Below are 21,932 nucleotides of genomic sequence, written 5' to 3' on the forward strand. Positions count from 1 at the left end.
TCCCCAGTCATACTAACAACGGTTAGTGATCACGGAGGTTGACATGGAACTCAGCGAGGCAATGCGCACCACGGGCACATGCCGCTACTTCAGCGACAAGCCTGTCGAGGACGAGGTGTTCTACCGGGCGTTCGACGACGCGCGCTTCGGTCCGCAAGGCGGAAACCGCGAGCCGGTCCGCTGGGTCGTCGTCCGTGATGACGTCACCAAGAAGGCACTCGCCGACCTCTACCTGCCCTACTGGGAGCCGTACTACAACTCGATCCTCGAGGGCTCCAAGAAGGTCGGCGCCGTCCCGAAGACCATCGAGAGCGCCAACTACTTCGCCCATCACCTCGCCGAGGTGCCCGCCCTCGTCGTGGTGTGCGCCGAGGCGGAAGGGCTGCATCCCACCGACCACGAACTCGGCCGGCTCAGCGTCGTCGGCGGCGCGTCGATCTACCCGAGCGTGCAGAACCTGACCCTTGCGCTGCGGCAGCAGGGCGTCGCCACCGCACTCACCACTCTGCTGTGTGCGGCCGAGAACGAGGTCAAGGAACTGCTCGGCATCCCGGACGAGTACATCACCGCGGCACACATCGCGGTCGGCTACCCGCGCAACGGTTTCCCGCGCAAGCTCACCCGCAGCCCGGTCGAGGAGATCGCCTTCCTCGACCGGTTCGACAATCGGATGTTCGCGTGAGTGCCCCAGCCGTGACGGACGACCGCAAGCTCACCCGAACCCAGACGTCGCCGCTCGGACGCGCGACGATCGGTGATCAGCTCCGCAGGCTCTCGCGGTCGCAGGGCGACAAGCCCGCGATCATCGCCTACGACGCGGCCGGCGGCCGCACGTCGACCAGCTACGGCGACCTCGATCGCATGGCCAACCGCGTTGCCCACGTCCTCGTCGACCTCGGCGTCCGGCGCGGCGACCGAGTCGCGGTGATGAGCCGCAACCGCGTCGAGACCGTCGCGTCGTACTACGGCGCGCTGAAGGTCGGCGCGGCATACTCCGGTGTCAGCCCGATGTTCCGCGAGAAGGAGATCGCCCAGCAGCTGGGTCATCTCGAGCCCGCGGTCCTCGTCGTCGAACGTGACCTGGCACCTCTGGCCGGTCCGATCGCCGACAGCCTCGGCGTCTCGGTTCTCGTCGTCGGGGAGTCGGGATCGGATTCGTGGAACTCCTTCGACGAGCTGGTCGGGCAGGCTGACGACGCCGAACCCGACTGTGACGTCGACGAACACGATCTGGCGATGATCGTCTACACCAGCGGTACCGAGTCGACCCCCAAGGGTGTCGAGATCGCGCACCGCAACTACCTGATCTCCACCGCACCCGCGTACACCTGGGGTCTGCGTTGTCAGAACGACGACGTCTGGCTGTACGTCATGCCGTTCCACACGATCGCGGGTATCGGATCGCTGACCTCGCTGACCCTGCTCGGCGCCACGCTCGTGCTACCGGCCGCGGTCGACCCGGCGACGTCGCTGCGGATGATCCGCGACGAGAAGATCTCGGTGCTCGCCCAGACCCCGACCTTCTTCATCGCCCTCGCCAACCACGCCGACTTCGGACCCGACACCGTCGGGACGGTCCGCCGGTGTCTGACCTACGGCGGTCAGGTGTCGCCGCATGCCGTCGACGCATGGGCCACCGCCACGCCGGAATCGGTGTGGGGCACCTACTGGGGCCAGTCCGAACTCACCCAGCTGGGCTCGGTCGGGTGGTTCAAGCGGCTCGAGGACGTGCCCGGACAGGACCCGACGTGGATCGGCAAGCCGGTGGGCCATCTCGAGGTGCGCGTGGTCGACGCCGACGGCAACGAGGCCGAAGAGGGTGAACTCCTCTGTCGTACACCGTCGGTCATGCTCGGCTATCACAAGGACCCGGAGAAGACCGCGCAGGTCCTCGAAGGCGGTTGGGTGCACACCGGCGACATCGTGCGCATCGACGACGAGGGCAACATGTTCTTCCGCGACCGGCGCAAGGACATGATCAAGACCGGCGGATACAACGTCGCCTCCCAGGAGGTCGAGCGTGTGCTGCAGGCGCATCCCGACGTCGAACGGGCCGCGGTCGTCGGCCTGCCCGATCCGTACTGGTCCGAGGCCGTCACCGGTTTCGTCGTGCTGCGTGCGGGTACCTCGGTGTCCGCGGAGGACATCCGCGAGTACTGCCGCACCGACCTGGCGTCGTACAAGGTCCCCAAGGCGGTGCACATCGTCGACGAACTGCCGACCGACGCCCAGGGCAAGTTGCTCAAGCGTGAGTTGAGGAGAGCCCATGGAACCCCTCAGGGCTGACGCCGCCGAGGCCGCCGTCTCGAAAGCGGCGGTGGCGGAAGAGCGTCCGCGGACCCGCCGGGACGAGATCGTGGAGGCCGCCGCACGGTATTTCGCCGAGCACGGTTACGCGAACGCGGGGATGCGCGACATCGCCGAGGCCGTCGGCATGCGAGGTGCGAGCCTCTACAACCACTTCCACTCGAAAGAGGAGATCCTCTACGCCATCGCGTTGCGGATGACCGAGGACCCGCAGCAGGATCTGCTGGTGCTCGACGGCGAGGGCGGCCCGGTCCAGCGCCTCACCGGCCTGGTGGAGGCGCATGTCCGGAGGCTCGCGCGGTACCGGGTGGAACACCTTGTGGCGCTGCGGGAACTGTCCGCCCTGACGCCTGAACACCGCCGGGCGGTCACCGACTACCGCAAGTACTACCAGCGGCGCATCCGCGACGTGATCGAGGCGGGCGCCCGCATGGGCGTGTTCGAGGTGCGCGATGCCCATCAGTCCGCGATCGCGGTGCTCGACCTGATGAACGGCATCAGCTGGTGGCTGCGCGACGAGCACGATGTCGACCAGTTGGTCAGCGACTACGTCGATTTCACGATCCGCGGCGTCCTGCACCACCAGGCGGGTTCGTGAGCGGTCCGCTCGCCGGCGTGCGCGTGGTCGAGATGCCGGGCCTGGGTCCGACACCGCACGCCGCGATGATGCTCGCCGACCTCGGCGCCGACGTCATCCGGATCCGACGCCCCGGCCCCGAGACCCCGGGTCCCGACGGCATCGTCGACGCGGACGCCGGTCTCTACCGGTCCCGGCGCAGCGTCGAGGCCGATCTCAAGGACCCCGCCGACCTGAACCGCATCCGCGAGATGATCCGGCGCGCGGACATCCTCATCGAGGGTTTCCGGCCGGGCGTGATGGAACGCCTCGGCCTCGGACCCGAGATCTGTGACGATGCAACGCAACTCGTGTACGCCCGCATGACCGGGTGGGGTCAGGACGGCGACCGCGCGATGCTCGCCGGACACGACATCAACTACCTGGCCGTGACCGGCGTGCTCGAGGCGATGGGCCCGGCCGGATCACCACCCGTACCGCCGCTGTCCCTGGCCGGTGATTTCGGCGGGGGATCGATGCTGCTCGTGGTCGGCGTACTGGCCGCGCTGCACGACCGGTCGCGGACCGGACGCGGGCAGGTCGTCGACGCCGCGATGGTCGACGGTGCCGGTCTGCTCGCCCAACTGCAGTGGTCGTGGAAGGCCGCCGGTCGCTGGGTGTCCCGATCGGAGGGCAACCTGCTCGACGGTTCCGCCCCCTTCTATGCGACCTACGAGTGTGCGGACGGCCGCTTCGTCGCCGTCGGCGCGCTCGAGGAGAAGTTCTGGCGCAACCTGATCGGCACGCTCGGTCTGGCCGACCTGCCCGACCGCTGGGACCGCGCGCACTGGCCGGTCATCTCCGCCGCGCTCGCCGCCCGGTTCGCCGCGCGCACCCGTGATGAGTGGGCCGCTGAGTTCGCCGGCGTCGACGCGTGCCTCACCCCGGTGCTCGACTTCGACGAGGCGGCCGCCGATCCCGTTGCGCAGCAACGCGTCAGCTACGTCACGGTCGATGACGCCGTGCAGCCCGCACCCGCTCCGCGGTTCTCGCGAACCGTACTGCCCACGCCGTCAGGGAGTTCGACCGCAGACCTGACGCAGATCCTCGATCAATGGTCGACCGATTCACCTGTGGAGGTGTCGTGAGTTTCACCAGCCCGTTCCCCGACGTCGAGATCCCCGAGGTCAGCGTCCACGAATTCCTGTTCGGTTCGATCGCCGACGACGAGCTCGGGCGTACCGCTCTGGTGGACCCGAAGTCCGGTGCGGTGACGTCGTATCGAGAGCTGATCACTCAGATCGACGCGGTCGCCGGCTGGCTGGCGTCGCGGGGGATCGGGGTGGGCGACGTGGTGGGCATCCTCTCGCCCAACATCCCGGCGTTCGCGTCGGTCTTCCATGGCATCCTGCGGGCCGGGGCCACGGCGACGACGATCAACGCGCTGTTCACCGCGTCCGAGATCGCCAAGCAGCTCCGCGATTCCGGTGCCACGATGCTGGTCACGATCTCGCCGATGGCTGCTCAGGCGAAGGCCGCCGTCGCCGAGGTCGGGCTGGATGACACGAGCCTCGTCGTCCTCGACGGTGAGGGGCAGGACGCCTCGGCTCACCCGAAAGCCGCCGACATGCTCGGCGCCCGATTGCCCGCGCCTCAGGTGTCCTTCGACCCGGCCACCCATGTGGCGGTGTTGCCCTACAGTTCCGGGACCACCGGCAATCCGAAGGGTGTCGCGCTCTCACACCGGAACCTGGTCGCCAATGTCGCCCAGCTGAAGCCGTTGCAGGGCATGACCGCCGACGACGTGGTGATCGCGGTGCTGCCGTTCTTCCACATCTACGGCATGACCGTGTTGCTGAACGCGGCGCTGTTCAACCGGTCCTCGCTGGTCGTCATGCCCAAGTTCGACCTCGTGGAGTTCTTGGAGAACATCCAGGACCACAAGGTGACGATGGCCTACATCGCGCCGCCGGTCGCCGTCGCCCTGGCGAAGCATCCGATCGTGGACGACTACGACCTGTCGTCGCTGCACACGATGATGTCGGGCGCGGCTCCGCTCGACGACGAGCTGGGCCAGGCGGTCGCCAAGCGTCTGGACCTGCACATGCTGCAGGGCTACGGCATGAGCGAGTTGTCCCCGGTGTCGCACATCATCCCCTTCGACACCCAGGCCACGCTGGGACGTGAGGATCCGCCGCTGTCGTCGACGGGCTGGCCGGTGCCGAACACCGTGAACAAGGTCGTCGACCCGGCCACCGGTGAGGACATCCCCCTCCCGCAGGAAGGGCTCTCGGAGCCGGGTGAGCTGTGGGTGAAGGGGCCGAACGTCATGCTCGGCTACCTCAACAACGAGCAGGCCACCGCCGACACGATCGACGCCGACGGCTTCCTGCACACCGGTGACATGGCGCAGGTCGATCCGACGGGGTGTGTCTACATCGTCGACCGGCTCAAGGAGCTCATCAAGTACAAGGGCTACCAGGTGCCGCCGGCCGAGTTGGAGGCCCTGCTCCTGACGCACGAGAAGATCGCGGACTCGGCGGTCATCGGTGTGATCGATGCGGAGTCGGGGGAGGAGATCCCGAAGGCGTTCGTCGTCCGGCAGCCCGAGGCCGAGCTCACCGCCGACGAGGTGATGGAGTTCGTGGCGTCGAAGGTGGCCCCGCACAAGAAGGTTCGTGCGGTGGAGTTCATCGAGGCGATCCCGAAGTCGGCGTCGGGCAAGATTCTCCGTAAGGATCTGCGCAAGTAGGAGAGCGGAGCAGCGTCTATCCCAGGTCGCGCCTGCCGAAGCCGACGACTCCGAGGATCACGGCAAACAGTGCGAGCGCCGTGACCCCGAGGATGCCTCCCGCCCCCACACTGTCGAGCGGGGCCTGCGGCAGATGCTGGAACGGTGATGCGGCGCGGGTCCATTCGGGCAGGTTGAACGATTCGGCGAGGATCTCGGCGACCAGGCAGTACGCGAAGTACGTCCAGGCGATGATCGCGGCCGCTCGGGGCACGAAGCCGATGCCGGCCACGGCGACCGCGAGGATCAACCAGACCGCCGGGACGTACACCGCTGCCGCGGCGAGAAGGCGTGGGATCTGACCGGGATCGCCGATGGTGAGGCCGTAGGCCAGCCCTTCGCCCACCGCGCCGGCCGCCAGGACGGCGGCGCTGCCGACGAGTGCCATCGTGATGTGGCCGCCGAACCAGTAGAGCCGGTTGGTGTTCGCGGCGACGAGCGACTCCGCCCGGTCGGCGGTTTCCTCACGGCGTGCCCGCAAGGCGCTGTTCACCCCGTATCCGGCCGACATCAGGGCGGCGATCGTGAGCGTGAGTGCGAGGTAGGCGTCCACGGCGTCCTCGGCGCCGCCGGGCAGGAACTCCGCGATCTGAGGGTTGTTCTCCATGAAGTCGGTGATCGCGTCGCCGAACGAGCCGTAGGCGGCCGATAGGACGAACACGCCTGTCGCCCAGGCGGCGATCGACCCGCGGTGCAGACGCCACGCCAGACCCGTCGTCGTATGCAACAGCCACGACGCCTCTGCGCGCCCGGCCCGGTTGCCGAAGATCCCGGCGCCGAAATCGCGGTGCTCGGAGACCGCCACGGCGGCTGCGATGGTCAGCGTCGCTGCCACGAGTGGAAGCAGGATCGGCCACCACCTGTCGTCGACGTACGGGTACGTGCGCTGACCCCAGCCGATGGGGGAGAGCCACGACATCGCTCCGTTGCCGACATCACCGATCGCCCGCAGCACATACGCCAGCCCGAGCATCGCGGTGATCGAACCGTAGACGCTGCGGGGATTCTCGAAGATCTGCGCGGCCAGTGCCGTCAGTGTCGCGAAGGTGAGGCCCACTCCGGCCAGTGCCGCGCCGAAGAGTACGGAACCGCCGAGCGGGAGGCCGGTGGCGACGGCGGTGATCACGACGGCGACCCCGGCGGCAAGATTCGCGACGGCCGCAAGAGTCAATGCGGTCGCGACCGGCGCATCGCGGCCGACCCGCGTCGAGCGGAGGAGTTCGGCGCGACCGTTCTCCTCGTCGGTACGCGTGTGGCGACCGACGAGAAACATCGACATGAGTCCGAGAACGATGGCGGCATAGCCGAATATCTCGAACACGACCTCGCCGCCGATGGTGGCGAGCAGCTGCTCCGGGCCGCCGAGCGCGATCACCGCGGGACTTCCGCCGATGGTCTCGCGGAGGGCGGCCAGCTTGGCCGGGGTGTCGTAGAGGTTCTGGCTGGCGACGGCCTGGAATCCCACCAGGGCGGCGGTACCGCCGATCCACGCCACGAGCGCGGCTCGTTCGCGCCGAACGTAGAACTTCAGAAGTGTTCGGAGCCCGGTGGCGTCCGCAGTCCGTCCGGCGCCACGTACCGTGTTCCGCTCCGCGACCTGCACCATCTCGATCTCCGCCATCGGATCTCCTCAGGCCCCGGTCGCCCGGGTGCCGGTTCCGTAGTGCCGGAGGAAGATGTCCTCCAGCGTCGGCGGGGCGCTGGTCAGATCGCGGACACCCAGGGTCGCGAGTTCGCGCACCACGGTGTCCAGGGCGGCGGCGTCGACGGTGCAGCGGATGCGGTGTCCGTCGCGGATCAGGTCGTGCACGCCGGGGACCGCGTCGAGCGTCGAGGGATCGTGGGCGGTCTCGGCACTGATCTCGAGCCGACCGAGGTGGCGCAGCTCCGACAGTGATCCGCTGTCCACCGTCCGCCCGGCCCGGATGAGGGTGACCCGGTCGCAGAGCGCCTCGACCTGGGCCAGGATGTGACTCGACAGCAGAACGGTGCGACCGTTCCGGCGTTCCTCCTGGATGCACCGCTGGAACTCGGCCTCCTTGAGCGGATCCAGACCGGACGTCGGCTCGTCGAGCAGGAGCAGTTCGGCGTCGGAGGCCAGAGCGGCGATCAAGGCGACCTTCTGCCGGTTGCCCTTCGAATAGGTCCGGGCCTTCTTCCGCGGGTCGAGTTCGAATCGCTCGATCAATTCGTCACGACGACGCCGGTCACGGTCACCGCGGAGGTTGCACAGGAGATCGATGACCTCTCCGCCGGTCACGCCCGGCCACAGATTCACCTCTCCGGGTACATACGCGATGCGGCCGTGCAGATTCACGTTGTCGCGCCACGGATCTCGGTCCAGGACGCGGACGACGCCCGAATCCGCGCGCAGCAATCCGAGCAGAACACGGATGGTGGTGGTCTTGCCGGAGCCGTTGGGTCCCAGGAATCCGTGGACCTCGCCCTCGGTGACGGTCAGGTCGAAGGCGTCGAGGGCCCTGACATGGTCGAACGACTTGGTCAGCTCCTGGATCGCGATCGCGGGCACATTCCCAGACTAAGACCGTCGGGCGCCCCGATCGCGGGGCCGAAAGTCACCTGATTCCGGCCCCGCGAACATGGCGATGAACTCAGCTGGAACCGAAGAGACCGTCGAGCGAGCCGCCTCCGGAGCCGGCGCAACCGGTCACGGTCACGGTGTGCCACTCACGGTTCCCGATCCATTCGCCCCCGCCTTCACCGTTGTTCCCGGGCGGGCCGAGGACCATCCGGTACTTCACCGTGTGTGTCGCGGCGTCCGGATTGGGGAGCGGCGGATTGTAGGAGTCGCTCAGATTCTTCAGATCTTTGGTGTACGTGGCTGTGGACACGCTGCGGTTGCTCACCATCCACCGGTTCTGCTCGGTGTTCTCACCTTCGGTTGCGATGTCGTCCGGCCACCGCGGGGCATCGTTGACCGTCGTGTGCATCCCACCGGTCCGTCCGACCTTGAAGTCGGCATAGTCGACGTCGCGCAGCGGTTCGTCGTCGATCTGCCAGTCGATCGTGTAGCTCGTGACGTTGGTGGTGTTCTTGATGGTGAACTCCACCTTGCAGTTTCCCTGGTTCTCGGCCCAGAACTGGACAGGACCTGTCCGCTGACCGTTGTCGGCTGCCTGCGCGACACCGGGTGCGATGGAGAGCGCCAACCCCCCGGCGGCGACCGTCGCCAGTCCGGTAACGATGGTCCGTTTGATCAATTGCCTCACCCATTTCGTCTTGTCCCGACCTGTTCGGGACGCTATGGACGGGTCAAATGTCCAATGGTGAGATCTGGATCACATGGCACGAATTTGCCGTCGCTGGGCACGTGCAAGTCACAGAAAAGCCCCGGTCCGGGGACCGGGGCTTTTCTTCCTACGAGCGGATGACGGGATTCGAACCCGCGACCCTCACCTTGGCAAGGTGATGCACTACCAGCTGCGCTACATCCGCATGCTCACGAGCGATGGCACTGCCCGCGTGGCCAAGAGAAAGCCCCGGTCGGGGACCGGGGCTGACTTCTCTCGTGGTGCGCGATACAAGGATTGAACTTGTGACCTCTTCCGTGTCAGGGAAGCGCTCTCCCACTGAGCTAATCGCGCGGGACTGTGTTGAGTTGTGATGCGTGGAGGTGGCGACGGGAATCGAACCCGTGTACACGGCTTTGCAGGCCGTTGCCTCACCACTCGGCCACACCACCAGATGCGAGGTCGACTCGCGCCGAGCGGATGACGGGATTCGAACCCGCGACCCTCACCTTGGCAAGGTGATGCGCTACCAGCTGCGCTACATCCGCATGCCCACGAGCGATCTTGTGGATCTTGCTGCTCGCGGTGCGAAGAGAAACTTACGCGATCGATTCCGGACTTTACAAATCGGCAGGTCAGACGCTTGACGAACGGCGAATTCCCAGCGTGTGATTCCCGGTGGCTGCCGAATCGGACGTCTGTGACGTGGCGCACGTCCGTGATTTGGGAACTCTGCGCAAGCCGTGTAATCTTCTGGCTCGTGCGCAGGCGCCCCTGTCACAGACATCAGGCGCCCGACACGGTCCCGTGGCTCAGTGGAAGAGCGTCCCGTTCACACCGGGAAGGTCGCTGGTTCGATCCCAGCCGGGACCACAGAGAAAAGCCCCGCCGAGTCTCGGCGGGGCTTTCTGCGTGCTGGGTGCTGTTTCGACGCGAATCGGCAACGACTCGCGCACCGTCGGCGATTCTCGTGATCTGGATCACAGCTCGGGCGTAGTCTCGCCCGCGTGTCCGCACCGACCGTCCACTCCCGTTCCATCCCGACGTGGGCGATCGTGCTGGCGGGGATCGCGGCTCTCGGCGTGATCGCCTGGCACATCAGCGCTTTCCCGATCACCAATCCGTTCTACGGGCTGTTCGAGAACGCGACCGATGTCCGCGTCTACCGTGCCGGCGCCGACGCCGTGCTCGACTCGCGCCCCCTCTACGACGCCCCGGTCCTGTGGCGCCTGCACTTCACGTATCCGCCGTTCGCGGCGATCGCCTTCGTGCCGCTCGCCGTGCTGGGTGCCGGGTTCGCCGACATCATCTGGTGGGCAACCGGTTTCGCCGCACTCGTCGCGGTGGTGGCGCTGGGCACGCGCAGCCTGGGCTACCGGTTGGGTGCCCGCCTCATCGTGTTCGCCGCCCTGTTCTCGATCGCGGTCACCGCGCTCGAACCCGTGCGGACCACCATCTGGCTCGGCCAGATCAATCTCGTCGTGATGGCGCTTGTCCTCACCGACCTGGTCTTCCTGCGCGTCGATTCGCGGTGGCGGGGGATCGCGCTCGGGATCGCCGCCGGACTCAAGCTGATGCCGCTGTTCGCGGTTTTCTATCTGGTCGTCACGCGGCAGTGGCGTGCGGCGGCCACCGCGATCGCCACCTTCGGCGCCACGGTCGCGATCGGATTCCTCGTCATCGGGTCGGATGCCCGGACGTACTGGACTCGTCACCTGTTCGAGTCCGCCCGCATCGGCCGTGCCGATTCGCCTGCCAACCAGTCGGTCCGCGGCTTCGGTTCGCAGATGCTGGCACACCTCGACGTCCGGCGTTTCAGCCATCCGGGACCGGGCGGGCCGGTGTTCGAGGCGCCGTCGTGGCTGTGGGTGCCCGCGGCACTGGTGGTCGCGGTACTGGGCCTGTGGGCCGCGGTCGTCGCCCGGCGGATGTCGCAGCCGCTCCTGGCCGCGACGATCGTGGGGATGACGATGTGCGCGGTGTCGCCGTTCGCATGGGGGCACCACTGGGTGTGGTGCGTACCGCTGCTGCTGGTGACCCTCGATCTCGCCCTGCGGCATGGGTCGCGTCAGACCTGGTGGTACTGGCTCGCCCCGACCGGTGTCGTCGCGCTCACCTTCACCTGGTGGCGGCACTGGTGGGACAGCGGGACTTACCTGACTTCTGATCACGCGATCTCGCTGGGGCTGTTCATGATGCCGCGAAGTCCCGGCCTGGGCGTGGGCGGCCATGTACTGGCCGTGATCTACGCCGGTTGCTACCCGCTGCTGCTCGCCGTCACCGTGGTGGCGACTCTGGTCGGACACTCGGTCGCGCGGCGTCGTGCCGAGGCGCGGACGCCGGCACGAGATGACGTCATCGCGGTTGCGTAGCGGGATCGTCGGCGCCGAGCCCGCCCGTCTCACCGAAGTACCCGAGCCGGAGCAGGTCGGTGATCTCACTGATCAGCGGCATCCGCGGGTTGGTGCGGTTGCTCAGATCACCGAAGGCGGTCATCGCCAGCTGTGGCAGCGCGTCGAGGAACTCGGCTTCGGGCACGCCGATCTCGGCGAGTGTGCGTGGCATTCCCAACCTGCGCAACAGATCGTCCACGCCCTGGAACAGCCGGCGCCGGCTCTCGGCCGGTTCGCGGCCGCCGAAGACGACCCGACCCAGTTGCGCATACTTGTCCGGCGCGACGTACGCCGAATAGCCCGGCGCGGGCATGAACTTGGTCGGCACGGAGGCGTTGTAGCGCAGAGTGTGCGGTAGGAACACACCGTTGACCCGACCGTGCGCGATATTGAACCTGGCGCCGACGGCATGGGCGAGAGCGTGATTGGTCCCCACGAACGCGTTCGAGAAGGCCAAACCCGCGAGAGTGGCCGCGTTGGCCATGTCGGTTCGGGCCGCGAGGTCGGCCGGATCGTCGTACGCACGGGGCAGCGCGTCGAAGATCAGTCGGGCGGCCTGGACGCAGAACGCGTCGGTGTACGGGGAGGCGAAGATCGAGGCGACGGCTTCCAGCGCATGGGTGAGCGCATCGATGCCGGTGTCGACGGTCAGCGTGCGCGGCATGGAAAGGGTCAGGGTCGGGTCCACGATCGCCATGTCCGGGACGAGCGAGTAATCGACGAGAGTCTCCTTGCGGCCCGCTACGGTCAGCACCGCGGCCGGCGACACCTCGGAACCGGTGCCGGCGGTGGTGGGAATCGCGACCAGTCGCAGTGTGTGCGGGTCCTGGGGGTACTCCGCGATCCGCTTGCGGGGATCGAGGAACGGCAGCGTCAACTCCGCAAGGTCGGTCTCAGGGTGCTCGTAGAAGAGCCGGATCGCCTTGGCGGCGTCGATCACCGACCCGCCTCCGACGGCGATGAGCAGATCCGGCCGCTGACCTTGCAGCACCGCGACGCCCCGCCGGATCGTCGCTTCATCCGGTTCCGGCTCGACCTCGGCGAAGACCCTGACGTGTTGGGCGCGCAGGTGGGCACGCAGCTCGTCGACCACGCCGCGTTCTTCGCTCAGGACATCGGTGACGACCACGACATCCGTACACGGGACGTCGCGGAGATTGTCCAGTGCGCCGGCGTTGAAGAAGGTGTTCGCGGGCACGCGGAACCACTGGGACGGGGACCGTCGACGGGCCACGGTCTTGATGTTCAGTAACTGCAGGTAGTTCACGTTCTCGGTGGTGCTCGACCCGCCCCAGGTGCCGCAGCCCAGCGAGAAGGTGGGCGCGAGGTCGTTGTAGATCCCGCCCAGCGCCCCGACTGCGGTGGGTGCGTTGACGAGAATCCGCCCGGTGCGTACGGCGGCACTGAAGGCGTCGACGACCGACTCGTCGGCGGTATAGACGGCCGAGGTGTGGCCGAGGCCGCCGTGCTCGGTGACCAGGACCGCGGCGTCGATCCCGTGCTGCACGTCGCGGGCGCGGACGAGTCCGAGGACGGGCATCAGCTTCTCCTGCACCAGCGGGTGGATCGCGAGCTCGTCCAGATCCGACGGAAGTGGCGCCAGCAGCACCTTCACCGCGGGGTCGACGGTGAAACCGGCTCGGGCGGCCAACTCGGGAGCCTGCTGGCCGAGCGCGCCGAGGTTGACCTTGTCGCCGTCGCCGAACGCGAAGTCGGCGATGGCCGTCGCCTGCTCGTCGGTGAGCAGGTGAGCGCCCATCCGACGGAACTCTGCAACCGTGGCGTCGTAGATCGCGTCGTCGACGATGCAGGTCTGTTCGGCGGGGCAGATGACGGAGGCATCGAAGGTCTTGGAGATCAGGATGTCGACGACGGCGGCCTTGATGTCGGCGGTTCGGTGCAGGTAGATCGGTGCGTTGCCGGGGCCGACGCCGAGCCCTGGTTTGCCGGCTGCGTTGGCGAGTGCGACGATCTTCTGTCCACCGGTGACCCAGATGAAGTCGACGAGCCGGTGCCGGAACAGGTAGTGGGTGACCTCATGGGCGGCGTCGGGAATCACCTGCAGGGCGCCGGGGGGCATGCCGGCCGCCTCGGCTGCCTCGCGCAGGATCGCCACCGTCCGTTCGCAGGAATGCGCCGCCACCGGTGAGGGGCGAAAGATGATGGCATTGCGGGTCTTTGCCGCGATGATCGCCTTGTACAGCACCGTCGACGTGGGATTGGTGACCGGAGTGATCGCGAGGACGACGCCGATCGGCTCGGCCACGCGCGCGACATCGCGTTCGGCGTCCTCCTCGATCACGCCCACCGACTTCTTGTCCTTGAGGTGGTCGTAGAGGAACTCCGTGGCGATGTAGTTCTTGACGACCTTGTCCTCGAAGACCCCGAAGCCGGTCTCCTCGATCGCCACCGCGGCGAGTTCGGCGGCGGCCCTCACCCCGGCCCGTGCCATGGCCGCGACGATCGCGTCGACCCGTTGCTGATCCAGCGTGCGGAACTCCGTCGCGGCGGCCGCGGCCCTCTCGACCGCGGCGTCGACATCGGTCAGATCGAGTGTTGGTGCTTCGGCGTTCTCGCGGATGGTCGACATTCGATATCACCTCGAACCGGTGTGTCGTCGCGCTTTCAGAAGATACGCGGCCGTGTTCGCGCACGTTACTCGCGACCGTGGGGACACGGGCCCCTTTGGGTCTTCCCCGGCACGATCTTCGACCCGGTGTGCGCCGGCAGTCGGGTTTGCCGGCATCAGCCGTCCGGGTTCTGAGCCAGGAAGTCCGCGAGTTCCCGACGCACCCGTTCGCTCTGACCGAGCAACAGGTGTCCACCGGAGTCGAGGCTGACCAGTCGCGCGCCGGGAATCCTCGACGCCGCCTCGGCGGCCGCGGAATACGACGTCAGTGGATCATCCACGGCGTGGACGATGAGCGTCGGGACAGCGATCTCCTCGAGTGGGTACGTGTTGATCTCGGGGTCGGCGACATATGCGTCGAAGACCGCACCCCGCCTGCGTAAGCCGATGGGGAAGATCGCGTTCGACAACTCCGTCAGGACGTGGCGCTGGGCGGGGGAACGTGGGAAACCCCTGGGCACACCCAGTAGGCGGAAGAACGCCGGGCGGGCGAAGTGCTTCAGCCACCACATCGCCGGATCGTTGTAGAACGATCGAGCCCATCGTGGCGGGATGCGTGTCGTCCGGCTGCCCGGGAAGCTGCCCGAGATGACGACCAGATGCCGGACCCGTCCGGGATGTCGAAGCGCGAACCGGACCGCGGCGCTCGTGCCGGCCGAGAGCCCGACGGCGTCCACCTCGTGATACCCGAGGTGGTCGAGCAATTCCGCGAATGCATCTGCCTGGTCGTCGACCGAGGCACCGTCGGGCATCATCGATCCCAGGTAGCCGAAGCGCGACGGCGCGATGATCCGGCTGTCCGCCACCAGGTCGCGCATCGACAGCAGTCCGCCATCGCAGCCCTGAAAGATGCCGTGGCTCACCAACAGTGGGTCTCCGGCGCCGCGTCCCGCGTAATCGATCGCACCGAACCGCGACTCGACCATGTGTCGGGGGGTCGACCCGATCCGTTTGCGAGCTGCGACCAGGTCGCGGACATAGGCGACACGGACGAGTCCGGCCACCGTCGCGACGACGGCGGCGACGATCAGGCGGAGTACGCGCACTCTCACCGGGGTTCGGCGACGGAGAGATCTCGATCTCATGAGAACTCGACCGTTTGTCCGGGGGCGAGTTGCACGAACGAGTCGCGACACTGGACATCGATCGGGTCGACGTCTCGTTGCTCGGAGGTCACCTCGACGCCGCTGCCGCTGACGGTCAGCTTCAGCCGGTGTCGCCGGTAGTAGATGCGAAACGACAGTGCGCCCAGCGATCGCGGCCACCGGGGATTGAGGATCAGCCGGTCGTTGCGGAGTTCGAGGCCGGTGAAGCACCGCTGCAACAGGTCGATGCTGCCGCACATGGCCGCCAGGTGGATGCCCTCCGACGTCGTGCCGCCCTGGATGTCGGTGATGTCGGCGTCGAGCACCTGCTCGAAGAACTTCACCGCGTGCTCGCGGTCGGCTCGGGCGAGGACCCACGAATGGACCACCGAACTCAGCGTCGAACCGTGCGAGGTCCGCGCCATGTAGTAGTCGATGGTGTGCGGAATCATTTCGGCCGGTAGCCCATAACCCAAGTCCTCCAACAGTTCCCGTAGCTCCTCCGCGGACAGCAGATAGAACAGCATGAGGACGTCGGCCTGCTTGGACACCTTGTACCGGGTCACATCGTCGTTCTCGGCCTCGAGGATGCGGTCGAGGCGTTGGATGCTCCCGTACCGGGCGCGGTAGGCCTCCCAGTCCAGTTCTTCGAGCCGGTCGTAGCCTTCGAACTGGCTGATCGTCCCGTCGTGGAAGGGCACGAACATCCGGCGGGTGAGGGACCGCCACAGTTCGAGCTCGGGTTCCCGCAGCCCGAGGTCGACGAGCAGATTCACGCGGTCCCGCTGCGGGATCGTCGCGAGTGCGTCGAGGGCGCGACGGATCACCCACACCGCCATGACGTTGGTGTACGCGTTGTTGTCGATCCCGTCGTAGGGCGCGTCCGGATAGCCGGCATGGAACTCGTCGGGTCCGATGACCCCGCGGATCACGTAGCGGTCGCGGTCGGGGTCGTACTCCGCGAGGTCGGCCCAGAAGCGTGCGATCTCGACGAGCATCTCGGCGCCGGGCCCGATCAGGAAGTCGAGGTCGTGCGTGATCTGGAAGTACTGCCAGACGTTGTAGGCGATCGCCAGGCCGACGTGATGCTGGCGCGCGCTCGGGTCCGGGTTCCACCGGCCCGAACGCGGGTTGAGATGCAGCTTCTGGCTCTCCTCGCGGCCGTCGCTGCCGGATTGCCAGGGGTACATCGCGCCGCGGTGGCCGGCGTCGCGGGCGGCGATCCGGGCCTCGTCGAGCCGGCGGTAGCGGTAGCGGAGCAGCGCTTCGGCCAGGCGGGGGAGTCGGGGGGTGACGACCGGGAGGACATACATCTCGTCCCAGAAGATGTGTCCGCGGTAGGCCTCTCCGTGCAGTCCGCGTGCGGGGATCCCCACATCGGTGTCCACGGTGTTGTGCGAGACCACCTGCAACATGTGCAGCATGTGGAACCGGATCGCCCGCTGCGGGTCGGGTTGGTCCTCGAGGTCGATCCGGCACAGATCCCACAGCCGCACACAGGCACGAGCGTGGTCGGCGAGCAGGCCGTGAAACCGTCCGAGCCGCGTCAGACCGTCGGCGGCGGCCATTCCCGGCTCGGAGATGCCGCGGTCGCGGGAGGTGTAGAGCGTCACGACCTTCTCGACGACGACCTCCTCACCGGCGGTGACGTCGACGGTGAGGAGATGTCCGATCCGACCGTGGTCGGAGACGAGGTCGCGGTGCGCGGGCAACTGTTCGTTCCCGCGCCACACCGTGGTCCGGGCCGCCATCGCGATCTGGACCCGCGACTGGTTGGTCTGCACCCGCAGCAGCACGGAATCCGGTGTGGGTGCGCTGGTCTCGTGCGCGGTCAGGTGCCGGCCGGCGAGTTCGCGGTAGCGATCGACCCCCGTGTTGGCGACCTCCCCGTCGAGAACCGAGGAGAACTCCACCCGGCCCGACCAGTCCTCGGCGAGGACGCTCGTCTCCAGGGCGCACACATGGGGCCGGTCCATCGACACGAAACGACGCTGCCGGAGCTTGGTGGTGCGTCCGTGCGCATCGCGGAATCGGATGTCACGGATCAGAACCGCGCGGCGCAGGTCGAGAATCTGACGGAACGCCAGGATCTCGACCGCGTCGATGTCGAAGTTCTCGCCGTCGTCGATCCGGAAGGTCAGCGGCAGCCAGTTCGGGAGGTTGACCAGGCTCTCGTTCTCCACCATGCCGGCCGGGAGATCGTCGCTGAGCCGGTTGTAGACGCCGGCGGCGTAGGTGCCCGGATAGTGGATCGCGCCGGCCACCGACTCCGGCGCGGCGCCACGCGTCGCGAAACAGCCGTTCCCGACCGTGCACAGGGCTTCCCGGAGTTTCTCCGCGCCCGGGTCGTAGTGGTCGTAGATCAGCGACCAGGCGCTCGAGGGTTGGGCGGCCTGTGCGACCAGGTCGACGACCCGGCGCAGCAGCGCAGGGACGGCCGCGGGCGACTCGACGGCGAACTGCGCGGCCGTGCGACGGTCGCGGTTCTCGTCGGCGCACACCACCACGCCGAGCCCGTCGGTGGCCACCCGGTCGAACGCATCCTCGTCGGGCAGATCGTCGCCGAAGTAGATCGGGATCGACTCGTCGTCGGCCGCGCCGACCTGATGGAGTATCCAGTCCACCGCTCGGCCCTTGTCCCAGTCGACATCCGGACGCAGCTCGAGCACCTTGCGGCCGGGAAGCGCCCGCAATCCGTGCCGGACTCCGATCTCGCGGGCTCCCGCGACGATCTCGTCGGCCAGGTCGGGGGCCGCGTTGCGGTAGTGCACCGCGACGCTGAACTGTTTGGATTCCACCAGGACTCCGGCCGAGTCGGCGAACCGCTGCCGGAGATCGGCGGTCGCGGCGGTCACCTCCGAGGTGGACGCCCGCGCGACGTCGTTGACGCGATGCTCGCCGTCCGGGCCGACGAGCTCGAGTCCATGACACCCGGCGTACCAGAGACCGGGAATGCCGACGCGCTGCCGGATGTCGGGCAGATCGCGTCCGCTGATGATCGCCACCGGGCACAGTTCCGACAGCCGGCTCAGTGCCTCGCCCGCACCGTCGACGAGGGTCGCCGCCGCCGGGTCGTTGACGATCTCCGACAGCGTCCCGTCGAAATCGAGGAAGACCACGGGTCGGCGCGCGACCGCGATGGCGTTCAGATGCTCCAGGTAGGTGACGGCGTCCGGCATCGTGGCGATCCGCGCGCCGCCGAGACGCGTTCTGATGTCTGCGGGGTGCTCGAGGACGGCATCGGCACCGTGACGCCGGAGTTCGTCGGCCGATGCGGTGCCGTCCACGCCGATCACCAGGGCGAACGCGCCGCTTCGAGCCGCGGCCACGCCGGCCGTGGAGGACTCGACGGCAACACATCGTGCCGGTGACACCCCGAGGCTCCCGGCCACGTGCCGGAGGGCGCCGCGGTCGGGCGGGCCGACCAGGGCCGGCAGATCACCCATACCCGCGGCGTCGAGCAGGGCGGGCAGGTCGCGATGCGACGAGTGCACCCCGCACGCGATGCCGAACCCCCGCAGCCGGTGGACGAGTGCCCCGGTGGATCGGAGCAGTGCCGAGTCGGCCTCGAGATCGACCGAATCGAGACCGAAGACCACGCCGTCGTGCAGGCGTGCGTCGATAGTGACCGTTCGCATCGTCCCCATCTGCTCAGCATGAACGCGTGCCCGGGCTTACACGCCGGACTTCGGTAGCCTGGTCCCGACTTTTGACATTGACGGGTCCGACGTAGGGGGAACATGGCGGAGTCGTGGTGGAAGCGCATGCGGGTCCGAGCGCGTCATCGCCGGTACGTAGTGCGTTCCGACCCGCGCTGGCATCGCATCTATCGCATCGGCGTCGCCGTCGTCGGCACGATCGTGCTGCTCTGCGGCATCGTCGCCATCCCATACCCGGGCCCCGGCTGGCTCATCGTGTTCCTCGGCCTCGGGATTCTGGCGTCGGAGTTCGAGTGGGCCCATCGCGTGCTGAAGTTCGCGCGAGCGAGGTACGACGCCTGGATGGAGTGGATCGGCCGGCAGCACTGGTCGGTGCAATCCGTGTTCTGGATCGGCACCTTCGCCATCGTCGTGGGAACGCTCTGGCTCCTGGGAGCACTGCACACGGCGGCCGGATGGGTGAACCTCGACTACCAGTGGCTCGCCAGCCCCATCTTCTCCTGATCGCCCTTCCCGGGCCGCGCCGCGCGCCGGGAGAGGAGGGGTACGGCCGGTCGGGATGACACGCGGATACCATCGGAGTCGCAAACGTCCGCCGACTCCACGCGAACTCAGCGTGTCCGAACCCATTCGAGGAGCGTCCCGTGCCCGACGACGTCCAGGTGACCAGCCCAGCCACGATCCGTGTGCCGGCTGGAACTACCGCGGGCACCGCACTCCGTGACCACGACCTGCCCAACAAGGGCCCCGAGGCGATCGTCGTCGTCCGCGACGCCGCCGGCGACCTTCGTGACCTGTCCTGGGCGCCCGCCGAGGACGCCGAGGTCGAGCCGGTGGCGGCCAACACCGAGGCCGGACGCAGCGTCATCCGGCATTCGTGCGCGCACGTGCTCGCGCAGGCGGTCCAGGATCTGTTCCCCGACGCCAAGCTGGGCATCGGACCGCCCATCAAGGACGGCTTCTACTACGACTTCGATGTCGCCGAACCCTTCACGCCCGAGGACATCAAGGCCCTCGAGAAGAAGATGAAGCAGATCATCAAGTCCGGTCAGCGTTTCTCGCGCCGCGTCTATGAATCCAAGGACGAGGCACGCGCCGAACTGGCGAACGAGCCGTTCAAGCTCGAACTGATCGACGACAAGGGTGCCGCCGACGACGCCGAGGTCATGGAGGTCGGCGGCGGAGAGCTGTCCGTCTACGACAACCTCAATCCGCGAACCGGTGAACGCATCTGGTGCGACCTGTGCCGCGGGCCGCATGTGCCGACCACCAAGTACATCGCCGCGTTCAAGTTGACCCGGTCGTCGGCCGCTTACTGGCGCGGTGACCAGGACAACGCCGACCTCCAGCGGGTGTACGGCACCGCGTGGGAGTCCGCCGAGGCCCTCGACACCCATCTCGAGCTGCTCGCCGAGGCGGAGAAGCGCGACCACCGCAAGCTGGGTGCCGAACTCGACCTGTTCAGCTTCCCCGACGAGCTCGGCTCGGGCCTGCCGGTCTTCCATCCCAAGGGCGGCATCATTCGCAAGGAGATGGAGGACTACTCACGGGCACGGCACGTGGCCGCGGGGTATGAGTTCGTCAACACGCCGCACATCACCAAGGGACACCTCTACGAGGTCTCCGGTCACCTCGACTGGTACCGCGACGGGATGTTCCCGCCCATGCACGTCGACGCCGAGATCGACGAGAACGGCGAGGTGCGCAAGCCCGGCCAGGACTACTACCTGAAGCCGATGAACTGCCCGATGCACAATCTGATCTTCCGGGGCCGCGGACGTTCGTATCGTGAACTGCCGCTGCGCATGTTCGAGTTCGGGTCGGTCTACCGCTACGAGAAGTCCGGCGTGATCCACGGCCTCACCCGGGTGCGCGGCATGACGCAGGACGACGCGCACATCTACTGCACGCGCGAGCAGATGCGCGACGAGCTGACGTCGATCCTCAACTTCGTCCTCGGCCTCCTCAAGGACTACGGCCTGGACGACTTCTACCTCGAACTGTCGACCAAGGACCCGAAGAAGTTCGTCGGCTCCGACGAGGTGTGGGTAGAGGCGACCAACACGCTCGCCGAGGTGGCCGAGGCCTCGGGTCTCGACCTCGTGCCCGATCCGGGCGGCGCCGCGTTCTACGGACCCAAGATCTCGGTGCAGGCCAAGGATGCGCTCGGCCGCACGTGGCAGATGTCGACGATCCAGCTCGACTTCAACCTGCCGGAGCGGTTCGAACTGGAGTACACCGGCCCGGACGGCACCAAACAGCGTCCGGTGATGATCCACCGCGCCCTGTTCGGCTCCATCGAGCGGTTCTTCGGTGTGCTCACCGAGCACTACGCGGGCGCCTTCCCGGCCTGGCTCTCGCCGGTCCAGGTCATGGGCATCCCGGTCGCCGACGCGTTCGCCGGTCACCTGCAGGGCGTCGTCGACGCGCTGCGTGCCGCGGGTGTCCGCGCCGAGGTCGACCACTCCGACGACCGCATGCAGAAGAAGATCCGCAACCACACCACCGGCAAGGTGTCGTTCATGCTGCTCGCCGGCGAACGCGACGTCGAGGCGCATGCGGTGAGCTTCCGGTTCCGCGACGGGTCCCAGATCAACGGTGTCCCGGTGGGTGCCGCGATCGCGGCGATCACCGACTGGGTGGGCGCCCGGCGCAACGAGTCGCCGACCAAGGAGCTTCTGGAGGCGAAGCTCGGCACCGTGGGGGCCGTCGATGGCTGAGGCACCGGGCGAGATCCGCGACGAGGGCGTCGGCGTCGGTGCTCGTCTGGAGCGGCTGTGGAGTCCGCACCGGATGACCTACATCGCCGACCCGCAGCCGGCGGCCAAGACCGGGCACCCCTTCCTCGACATCCCGACGATGTCGGACGAGGACGGGCTGATCGTCGCACGCGGCGAGTCGGTGTATGCGGTGCTCAACCTGTACCCGTACAACCCCGGGCACACGATGGTGGTCCCGTACCGCCAGGTCGCCGACCTCGAGGATCTGACGCCCGCCGAGTCGGCCGAGCTGATGACCTTCACGCAGCGGACGATCCGCACGATCAAGGCGGTCTCCAACCCGAACGCCTTCAACGTGGGACTCAACCTGGGCTATGCCGCGGGCGGCTCGCTCTCCGAGCACCTGCACCAGCACATCGTGCCCCGCTGGATGGGCGACGCGAACTTCATCACGATCGTCGGCGAGACCAAGGTGATGCCGCAGTTGCTGCGCGACACCCGGGGACTGCTCGCCGAGGCGTGGCAGCGTCTCGATGACTGA

15 protein-coding genes and 5 tRNA genes are annotated in these 21,932 nt (G+C 67.6%); 10 read left to right on the top strand and 10 right to left on the bottom strand.

Translation table 11 applies throughout. The features are described 5' to 3' along the window. Positions 1-43: 43 nt before the first annotated feature. Genes C5O27_RS14115 through C5O27_RS14135 form a run of 5 tightly spaced genes read left to right on the top strand, consistent with a single transcriptional unit; the run spans position 44 to position 5,615 of the window. Positions 44-682, top strand: a complete 639-nt coding sequence (locus C5O27_RS14115) for a nitroreductase family protein (RefSeq protein WP_127962968.1) — start codon at positions 44-46, stop codon at positions 680-682. Continuing rightward, the gene (locus C5O27_RS14120; RefSeq protein ID WP_035751413.1) at positions 679-2,286 is read left to right on the top strand and encodes a class I adenylate-forming enzyme family protein; all 1,608 of its coding nucleotides are present in this window, start codon (positions 679-681) and stop codon (positions 2,284-2,286) included. The genes C5O27_RS14115 and C5O27_RS14120 overlap by 4 nt, the downstream gene beginning before the upstream one ends. Then, positions 2,267-2,905, top strand: coding sequence for a TetR/AcrR family transcriptional regulator (locus C5O27_RS14125; RefSeq protein ID WP_006357302.1), 639 nt, complete (start codon positions 2,267-2,269; stop codon positions 2,903-2,905). The genes C5O27_RS14120 and C5O27_RS14125 overlap by 20 nt, the downstream gene beginning before the upstream one ends. Beyond that, positions 2,902-4,011 carry a CaiB/BaiF CoA transferase family protein gene (locus tag C5O27_RS14130; RefSeq protein ID WP_006357303.1) on the top strand — a complete coding sequence of 370 codons (1,110 nt, stop codon included), beginning with the start codon at positions 2,902-2,904 and terminating at the stop codon, positions 4,009-4,011. The genes C5O27_RS14125 and C5O27_RS14130 overlap by 4 nt, the downstream gene beginning before the upstream one ends. Next, positions 4,008-5,615, top strand: coding sequence for an AMP-binding protein (locus tag C5O27_RS14135; RefSeq protein ID WP_127962969.1), 1,608 nt, complete (start codon positions 4,008-4,010; stop codon positions 5,613-5,615). Before C5O27_RS14130 ends, C5O27_RS14135 begins: the two co-directional genes overlap by 4 nt. Before the next feature lie 16 nt (positions 5,616-5,631). Here the strand turns inward: C5O27_RS14135 and C5O27_RS14140 are convergent, their stop codons facing one another. The 7 genes from C5O27_RS14140 to C5O27_RS14170 all read right to left on the bottom strand — a co-directional run bounded on the left by C5O27_RS14140 (position 5,632) and on the right by C5O27_RS14170 (position 9,453). Next, a complete protein-coding gene (locus C5O27_RS14140) occupies positions 5,632-7,275 on the bottom strand; it encodes an ABC transporter permease (protein WP_006357005.1) in 1,644 nt (547 codons plus the stop codon). A 9-nt stretch (positions 7,276-7,284) separates the two neighbouring features. Beyond that, positions 7,285-8,184 carry an ABC transporter ATP-binding protein gene (locus C5O27_RS14145; RefSeq protein WP_042375790.1) on the bottom strand — a complete coding sequence of 300 codons (900 nt, stop codon included), beginning with the start codon at positions 8,182-8,184 and terminating at the stop codon, positions 7,285-7,287. 82 nt (positions 8,185-8,266) lie between these two features. Then, a complete protein-coding gene (locus C5O27_RS14150) occupies positions 8,267-8,875 on the bottom strand; it encodes a hypothetical protein (RefSeq protein WP_035751417.1) in 609 nt (202 codons plus the stop codon). A 162-nt stretch (positions 8,876-9,037) separates the two neighbouring features. Then, positions 9,038-9,110, bottom strand: a tRNA-Gly gene (locus C5O27_RS14155). A 74-nt stretch (positions 9,111-9,184) separates the two neighbouring features. Beyond that, a tRNA-Val gene (locus C5O27_RS14160) sits at positions 9,185-9,259 on the bottom strand. Between the two features lie 24 nt (positions 9,260-9,283). Then, positions 9,284-9,357, bottom strand: a tRNA-Cys gene (locus C5O27_RS14165). Between the two features lie 23 nt (positions 9,358-9,380). Next, positions 9,381-9,453: transfer RNA gene (locus C5O27_RS14170), tRNA-Gly, on the bottom strand. A 253-nt stretch (positions 9,454-9,706) separates the two neighbouring features. Between C5O27_RS14170 and C5O27_RS14175 the strand changes: the two genes are divergently transcribed. Then, a tRNA-Val gene (locus C5O27_RS14175) sits at positions 9,707-9,778 on the top strand. Between the two features lie 134 nt (positions 9,779-9,912). Next, positions 9,913-11,277 (top strand): glycosyltransferase 87 family protein, encoded by a 1,365-nt coding sequence (locus tag C5O27_RS14180; RefSeq protein ID WP_127962970.1) that lies wholly within the window; start codon positions 9,913-9,915, stop codon positions 11,275-11,277. Here the strand turns inward: C5O27_RS14180 and adhE are convergent. From adhE to otsB, 3 genes are all read right to left on the bottom strand, one after another. Then, on the bottom strand, positions 11,261-13,888 hold the full coding sequence (adhE, locus tag C5O27_RS14185; RefSeq protein ID WP_127962971.1) for a bifunctional acetaldehyde-CoA/alcohol dehydrogenase: 2,628 nt from the start codon (positions 13,886-13,888) through the stop codon (positions 11,261-11,263). The two genes, C5O27_RS14180 and adhE, sit on opposite strands and share 17 nt — an antisense overlap. Before the next feature lie 155 nt (positions 13,889-14,043). After that, positions 14,044-14,973, bottom strand: a complete 930-nt coding sequence (locus C5O27_RS14190) for an alpha/beta fold hydrolase (protein WP_006356999.1) — start codon at positions 14,971-14,973, stop codon at positions 14,044-14,046. 35 nt (positions 14,974-15,008) lie between these two features. Continuing rightward, positions 15,009-18,659, bottom strand: coding sequence for a trehalose-phosphatase (gene otsB, locus C5O27_RS14195; RefSeq protein ID WP_127962973.1), 3,651 nt, complete (start codon positions 18,657-18,659; stop codon positions 15,009-15,011). A gap of 93 nt (positions 18,660-18,752) precedes the next feature. On the opposite strand from otsB, the gene C5O27_RS14200 reads away from it, so the two are divergent. The 3 genes from C5O27_RS14200 to C5O27_RS14210 all read left to right on the top strand — a co-directional run bounded on the left by C5O27_RS14200 (position 18,753) and on the right by C5O27_RS14210 (position 21,932). Next, positions 18,753-19,175 carry a TIGR02611 family protein gene (locus C5O27_RS14200; RefSeq protein WP_127962974.1) on the top strand — a complete coding sequence of 141 codons (423 nt, stop codon included), beginning with the start codon at positions 18,753-18,755 and terminating at the stop codon, positions 19,173-19,175. Positions 19,176-19,315: 140 nt separating this feature from the next. Then, positions 19,316-21,391 (top strand): threonine--tRNA ligase, encoded by a 2,076-nt coding sequence (gene thrS / locus C5O27_RS14205; RefSeq protein ID WP_127962975.1) that lies wholly within the window; start codon positions 19,316-19,318, stop codon positions 21,389-21,391. Next, the gene (locus tag C5O27_RS14210; RefSeq protein WP_006356995.1) at positions 21,384-21,932 is read left to right on the top strand and encodes an ATP adenylyltransferase; all 549 of its coding nucleotides are present in this window, start codon (positions 21,384-21,386) and stop codon (positions 21,930-21,932) included. Before thrS ends, C5O27_RS14210 begins: the two co-directional genes overlap by 8 nt.

The sequence above is a fragment of the Gordonia alkanivorans genome, assembly GCF_004011905.1.
GTDB classification, from domain to species: Bacteria; Actinomycetota; Actinomycetes; order Mycobacteriales; family Mycobacteriaceae; genus Gordonia; species Gordonia alkanivorans.

Coding starts and splice junctions, on each gene's coding strand:
- C5O27_RS14210 (WP_006356995.1), top strand. CDS start 21,384: ATGGCTGAGGCACCGGGCGAGATCCGCGACGAGGGCGTCGGCGTCGGT.
- C5O27_RS14140 (WP_006357005.1), bottom strand. CDS start 7,275: ATGGCGGAGATCGAGATGGTGCAGGTCGCGGAGCGGAACACGGTACGT.
- otsB (WP_127962973.1), bottom strand. CDS start 18,659: ATGGGGACGATGCGAACGGTCACTATCGACGCACGCCTGCACGACGGC.
- adhE (WP_127962971.1), bottom strand. CDS start 13,888: ATGTCGACCATCCGCGAGAACGCCGAAGCACCAACACTCGATCTGACC.
- C5O27_RS14200 (WP_127962974.1), top strand. CDS start 18,753: ATGGCGGAGTCGTGGTGGAAGCGCATGCGGGTCCGAGCGCGTCATCGC.
- C5O27_RS14115 (WP_127962968.1), top strand. CDS start 44: ATGGAACTCAGCGAGGCAATGCGCACCACGGGCACATGCCGCTACTTC.
- C5O27_RS14125 (WP_006357302.1), top strand. CDS start 2,267: ATGGAACCCCTCAGGGCTGACGCCGCCGAGGCCGCCGTCTCGAAAGCG.